This window comes from Cyanobacteriota bacterium, from assembly GCA_025054735.1.
Taxonomy (GTDB): domain Bacteria; phylum Cyanobacteriota; class Cyanobacteriia; order SKYG9; family SKYG9; genus SKYG9.
On sequence record JANWZG010000244.1, the window covers coordinates 1 to 6,071 of the forward strand.

At 49.5% G+C, this 6,071-nt stretch carries 5 protein-coding genes; all 5 read left to right on the plus strand.

The window, feature by feature from the left end:
- The first annotated feature begins 819 nt into the window (after positions 1–819).
- On the plus strand, positions 820–2,448 hold the full coding sequence (locus NZ772_12150) for an iron uptake porin (GenBank protein ID MCS6814300.1): 1,629 nt from the start codon (positions 820–822) through the stop codon (positions 2,446–2,448).
- A gap of 231 nt (positions 2,449–2,679) precedes the next feature.
- The gene (locus tag NZ772_12155; GenBank protein ID MCS6814301.1) at positions 2,680–3,432 is read left to right on the plus strand and encodes a response regulator transcription factor; all 753 of its coding nucleotides are present in this window, start codon (positions 2,680–2,682) and stop codon (positions 3,430–3,432) included.
- Positions 3,433–3,777: 345 nt separating this feature from the next.
- Positions 3,778–4,851 carry a 3-deoxy-7-phosphoheptulonate synthase gene (locus NZ772_12160; protein ID MCS6814302.1) on the plus strand — a complete coding sequence of 358 codons (1,074 nt, stop codon included), beginning with the start codon at positions 3,778–3,780 and terminating at the stop codon, positions 4,849–4,851.
- Position 4,852: 1 nt separating this feature from the next.
- On the plus strand, positions 4,853–5,539 hold the full coding sequence (locus tag NZ772_12165; protein MCS6814303.1) for a TIGR04283 family arsenosugar biosynthesis glycosyltransferase: 687 nt from the start codon (positions 4,853–4,855) through the stop codon (positions 5,537–5,539).
- A gap of 274 nt (positions 5,540–5,813) precedes the next feature.
- On the plus strand, positions 5,814–6,071 hold a 258-nt coding region (locus NZ772_12170; protein ID MCS6814304.1), incomplete at its 3' end, for a choice-of-anchor K domain-containing protein.

The following is a 6,071-nucleotide window of genomic DNA, read 5'->3' on the forward strand; positions in this document are numbered from 1 at the left end:
AACTGTGTCTGCTTGGACTTAATCACTACTTGCCAGAACTGGTGTTGAACCACCAAAACATCAATGCGCCTTTCCAATCATTGCTGCCAGCAAACAGGTTGGCAGGTTTATAGGACTGTTGTATCTACCCTGTGGGTAGGCATTTTAGTCCGATATTAGTCTAATACGGCTTTGTTGCCTGGCTCATGACTGGTAAGACGATCAAGTTGGCTTTGCGGTTGTCTTGATAGGATGAGGACTAAAGTCCTCACTACAAACATCCTTACTGGGCTGGTAATGATGAGGACTAAAGTCCTCACTACAAACATCCTTACTGGGCTGGTAATGATGAGGACTAAAGTCCTCACTACAAACGTCCTTACTGGGCTGGCAATGATGAGGACTAAAGTCCTGACTACAAACGTCCTTACTGGGCTGGTAATGATGAGGACTAAAGTCCTCACTACAAACGTCTTGCTGAGTTGGGCATGAGATTTATACTCGGAAGGTCTTGACAAGCCCAATTGATTCTTTTTCAATAAAAGAGCATTTTTGAAATTGATTCTTAATAAAATTCTGCAGATGCATTATCTGAATAAAAGCTTTTGAACGATGGAGTGACTACGCTGTAGCGCCTTACAGAGGGATTGAATCCTAACTGTTGCCATGCAGTGGATGCTTGAAGTTATTCAGATGACTTAATACTATTTAGTACTATTTGCCATGAACAGCTCGATTTAGTAGCACAGGCAGGTTGTGCATTATCCAAGAAGAGTGTAGAGTTTACAAGAAAGATAATCGTTCTCATATTTTCTAGATTGTGTGTGAGGAGTAGCTGCTATGAATAGACGTTGGACGTGGAACCTGTGTTATTCAGCTTTGGTGTGGTCGCTGCTAACATTGCCTGGGGTTGCTGCGCCTGATCCGTTAACGCCAGCAGAGACGATCGACCGCCTTAGTATCTATGGTCAGGGCCTCGACTTGGTTCCTGCCTTTCAACCACAGGTGAATCCAATGTCACAGGTTACGTCTGTTACCCAACTGTCAGATGTACAGCCTACTGACTGGGCTTACCAGGCATTGCAATCCTTAGTGGAGCGTTATGGCTGTGTGGTAGGGTATCCCGATGGCAGCTTTCGAGGCAACCGTCCCCTGAGCCGCTATGAGTTTGCAGCCGGTTTGAATGCTTGTATGGACAAGGCGAGTGAGCTGATTGCCCAAGGACTGAGCGATCGCGTTACCAAAAGTGACCTTGCTGCGCTACAACGCCTGCAAGAGGAATTTTCTGCGGAGTTAGCAACCTTACGGGGACGAGTTGATGCCTTAGAAGCCCGCACCAGCACCCTAGAGGCCCAGCAATTTTCCACGACTACGAAGCTAGCCGGTGAGGCTATTTTTTCGATCGGTGGTGTGGTTACGGGCGGTGATGCTGCCAACGTTGACTTGCCCCGCAACACGACCTTTGCTAACCGAGTACGCCTTAACTTTGATACTAGCTTTACGGGTGACGATCTCTTACGGACTCGACTGCAAGTCAGCAATTTTGCAGATTATGTCAGCAGTGCTGCCAATCCCTTAAATGAGGGTCGAATTCGCTACGCCAACGACAGTGGCAACACCTTTGTGTTAGATGCACTGCTCTACCAATTTCCCCTTGGCGATCGCACCCGCATCACCCTAGACGCTAATGCTGGAGCCTCCGATGACTTTGCTAATACAATTAATCCCTTCATCGATGGCGATGGTGGCAGTGGCTCTTTGACCCAGTTTGGCACCCGCAACCCCATTTACTACTACCTAGATGGCATTGGTGCTGGTATAGAACACAGCTTCTCTGACCAACTTGTCCTGAGTCTAGGCTACTTATCACCTGTTGCTAACGATCCCACGCCGGGTCATGGCCTATTCAATGGTGCTTATGGAGCGCTTGCCCAGCTATTGTTCCAGCCTAGCGATCGCATCAAGATTGGGGTCTACTACATCAACGCCTACAACACCAATCCGGGCGGAACAGGCAGCAATACCGCAAATCTCGTGGGCTTGCCTGCCCTAGGGGGAGCAAACGTTTCCACCAATTCCTACGGGGTAGGTGCGTCCTTTCAACTGAGTCCAAATATTGTGATCAATGGCTGGGGAGGTTATACGGCAGCGCGAGTCATCGGCTCTGGAGACGCAGATATTTGGAACTTTGCCGTGAGTTTGGCATTTCCTGATTTGGGAGGCAAGGGCAACCTCGGTGGCATCATCGTTGGTATGGAACCCAAGGTGACCAATGTCAGCGGCACAGTCCTTCGCGGACAAATTAACGCCGATCCCGACACCTCATTGCATGTGGAAGGTTTCTACACTTGGCGGATATCTGACAATGTTGGCGTTACACCAGCCGTGATTTGGTTAACGAACCCTGACCATAATGCCGCTAATAACGACATTGTTATCGGTCTAATCCGCACTACCTTCAGCTTCTAGCATAGTGCCCTGATGCGTCGCTCTAGTGCCTAGGGAGCAGCTTACTCATACCCGCAGTACCTGCGGGATTAGGGCTGGTACCTGGGCATTACTCGTGACCGAAACAATCCTTAAAGTGTTTTAAAGTGATTTGAAAGAAAAAAGGAAATTATGTAGCCTATCATGCTGTCATGCATAGGGATGGTAATATATGTCTGACCTGCTGAGACGACATTATTTGTCATGACACCAATGCTATCCCTAGAGGCAGCTCGACCCCAAACTCAATTGAAACTGGAGCGAGTTCTCATTGTTGAGGATGAAGAGTTGATTCGTGAGACGATCGCCCTAGCCCTAGGTGAAGAAGGCTATGAAGTTTTGGTAGCTGAGGATGGACGAACTGCCTTAGAGCTAATTCAAAAAACCTGCCAAGCTGATGAGTCTGAGCCGTTTCGACTAGATTTAGTGATTCTTGACCTCATGCTCCCTAGCATTAATGGCTTAGATTTATGTCGCCTCATTCGGCATGAAGGGATTCAAGTACCCATTTTGATGCTGAGTGCTAAGGGCAGTGAAACCGATCGCGTTGTGGGCTTAGAAGTAGGTGCAGATGACTATTTGACGAAGCCCTTTGGAATGAGAGAACTGATTGCTCGATGTCGAGTGTTGATGCGCCGCCATAGCAACCTACAAGTCACGCCTCAAGATCATACTCTGCGGTTCCATGATATCACTCTGTATCCCCAAGAATGCCGCGTGCTGCTGCGGGGAAAAGAGGTTAATCTGTCTCCCAAGGAGTTTCGTATTTTAGAACTATTCATGAGTCATCCCCGGCGTGTTTGGTCACGGGAACAGTTGATTGAGCGCGTCTGGGGGCCGGACTTTATGGGCGATAGCAAGACCGTGGATGTTCATATCCGTTGGCTACGCGAAAAGCTAGAGCTTGATCCTAGCCGTCCGGAATATCTCATGACTGTACGCGGGTTTGGTTATCGGTTTGGCTAAGTCTTGCTCTGCTGGTGGGGTAGCCGTTACTCGAAGTGGTGGCGTAGCCCTAGTCCAGCTTGCTGATGCCGATTCGGTAACGTTTGGTACGGCTTGGTATTCTGATTAACTGGCAGCAGAGCCGGATATTGCTGTGCTGGAGCAGATGACTGCGAGATTTGTGAGCAATGCTAGTAGTGATGCGCCAAAGTTGTCTGCCCTCAGTTGGCTAGGCTGGTGTGACAGGCTGATATGACAATAGGTGAAAAATGAATGACTCCCTAAGAGGTTTAGGATTCTTTGCTGATTTTTCTAGATCAGGACAGTTATGCTCTAGGATCTATAAGCACCCCATCAGGTATTGCTATGTATAAGACGTTTGACTTGCATGTTGTAGAAACTCGCCCGTTAATTAGCCCGGCGATGTTGCATAGTGAGTTACCCATTACTGATGGGGCGGCAGCACTGGTGACAGAGACCCGCGATCGCATTCGCAATATCCTGCGTCATGAAGATTTGCGCCTGTTGGTCGTGGTTGGCCCTTGCTCTATCCATGACGTTAATGCTGCCTATGAGTATGGCCAGCAGTTGATGGCTCTACGACGAGAATTGGCAGATGACTTAGAAATTGTGATGCGTGTCTATTTTGAAAAACCCCGCACCTCTGTAGGTTGGAAAGGGTTAATCAATGATCCTCATCTAGATGGCAGCTATGACATCAACACAGGGTTACGCTTGGCACGGAAACTATTGCTAGATCTGGCTAACCTGGGCTTGCCCGCAGCAACGGAATTACTAGACCCCATCATTCCGCAATACATTGCTGATGTCATCTCGTGGACAGCGATCGGTGCCCGCACTACTGAAAGCCAGACTCACCGTCAGATGGCCTCTGGGTTATCGATGCCGATCGGGTTCAAAAATGGCACCGATGGTAGCCTGCAAGCCGCTAGTAATGCCATGTTAGCAGCCAGCCAACCCCATCATTTTCTGGGGATTAACTATCAGGGGTTAGCAAGCATTGTCACGACTACAGGCAATCCTGATGGACATTTGGTGTTGCGAGGGGGTAAAAAAGGCCCAAACTACGATGCTGAGCATGTGAATCAAGCGGCAGCCGACTTGGCTCTCAAGGGGCTGAACTCACGAGTTATGGTGGATTGCAGCCACGACAATGCCGGTAAAGATCACACTAAACAGGCGATCGCCCTGAACAGTGTAGCCGATCAGGTCGCCGCAGGGTCACCCAATGTATTGGGAGTGATGCTAGAGAGTCACTTGGTAGCAGGCAAACAGTCCATTCCCGCAGACCTCAGTCAACTAGTCTATGGTCAGAGTATTACGGATGCCTGCATTGACATGTCAACTACGGCTGCCCTGCTGCGATCGCTAGCCCAAGCTGTTCGCAGTAGTCGCCGTGAACAGATACCTGCAATCTAGAATGACTGCCGATCGCATCTCTGTGATCATACCTGTGCTCAACGAGGCCGCAACGATCGCTGATAGTCTCTCCCATTTACAACGGGCTGCTGGGGCTATGGCTATAGAGGTAATTGTAGTTGATGGTGGCAGTCAAGACGGCACTCGCGATCAACTAGCAGGCTTAGGAATTACGGTACTCACTGCTCCTCCAGGACGTGCCCATCAGATGAATGCTGGCGCTGCTAGAGCCACTAGCAATGTTTTGCTGTTTCTCCATGCAGATACTCGCTTGCCCCTTGGGTTTCCAGTGCTGGTGAATCAGGTGCTCAGCACCCCAGGGGTCATTGCTGGAGCTTTTGCCCTTAGTATTGACGGTGATCTGCCGGGGCTGCGTTGGGTGGAGTGGTTTGCTAATTGGCGATCGCGCACATTGCGTATGCCCTACGGCGATCAAGCCATTTTTCTGCGTGCGGAACAGTTCCATGCTATCGGCGGTTTCCCCCAGCAACCCATCATGGAGGACTACGAACTAATTCGCCGTCTGCGCCGTCGTGGACAAATTGCGATCGTCCCCCAGCCCGTGATCACCTCTGCCCGTCGCTGGCAAAAACTAGGTGTTTTACAAACAACCCTCATCAACCAGGCGATCGTCGCTGCCTATCGATTAGGCGTATCTCCTCAGCGCCTTGTCCGGTGGTATCGTTGAATAACTACTGGGTGCAAGACTCAAGCCTTTTTCCGTCCCATTGCCGCACTCGCGTCAGAGAGTTAACCATGTCTGTGTCCACAGCAACACTGATTCCTTGAAATCGGGCTATACAATGGTGAGGCTTGCGGCAGGGTTTTATATTTTCGCTACAAATAATCTGTAGCCTTGACTGTGGAAATTGATATAGCAGTTGGGAGAAACACAAATGAGATCACCTGAAAATAGCTGGTTAGTTGTGGGTTCGATGAGTGTGGTAGCAGCTCTGGGAGTAATGACTGTTCCCGCTCAGGCATTTACACTCAATGCTACATCCGGTAGCTGGAGTAATGTAGTTGGCGGCAGTTCGATAGGGTTTTACACAGTTGCATCTGAGCAGCAAGTGCGATGGGGAACTCCAACTATTGGCTCAGAAATCACTCACCAAAGTGGTCTAGGGTTCACAGGGACGGGAGCACAAGCTATTGAGATTGATACCATTTTCAACCTAGGGCAGTTGCGCCACTTTAACAATCCTGTCGCTGCTGGAACA

Coding starts and splice junctions, on each gene's coding strand:
- NZ772_12150 (MCS6814300.1), top strand. CDS start 820: ATGAATAGACGTTGGACGTGGAACCTGTGTTATTCAGCTTTGGTGTGG.
- NZ772_12165 (MCS6814303.1), top strand. CDS start 4,853: ATGACTGCCGATCGCATCTCTGTGATCATACCTGTGCTCAACGAGGCC.
- NZ772_12160 (MCS6814302.1), top strand. CDS start 3,778: ATGTATAAGACGTTTGACTTGCATGTTGTAGAAACTCGCCCGTTAATT.
- NZ772_12155 (MCS6814301.1), top strand. CDS start 2,680: ATGCTATCCCTAGAGGCAGCTCGACCCCAAACTCAATTGAAACTGGAG.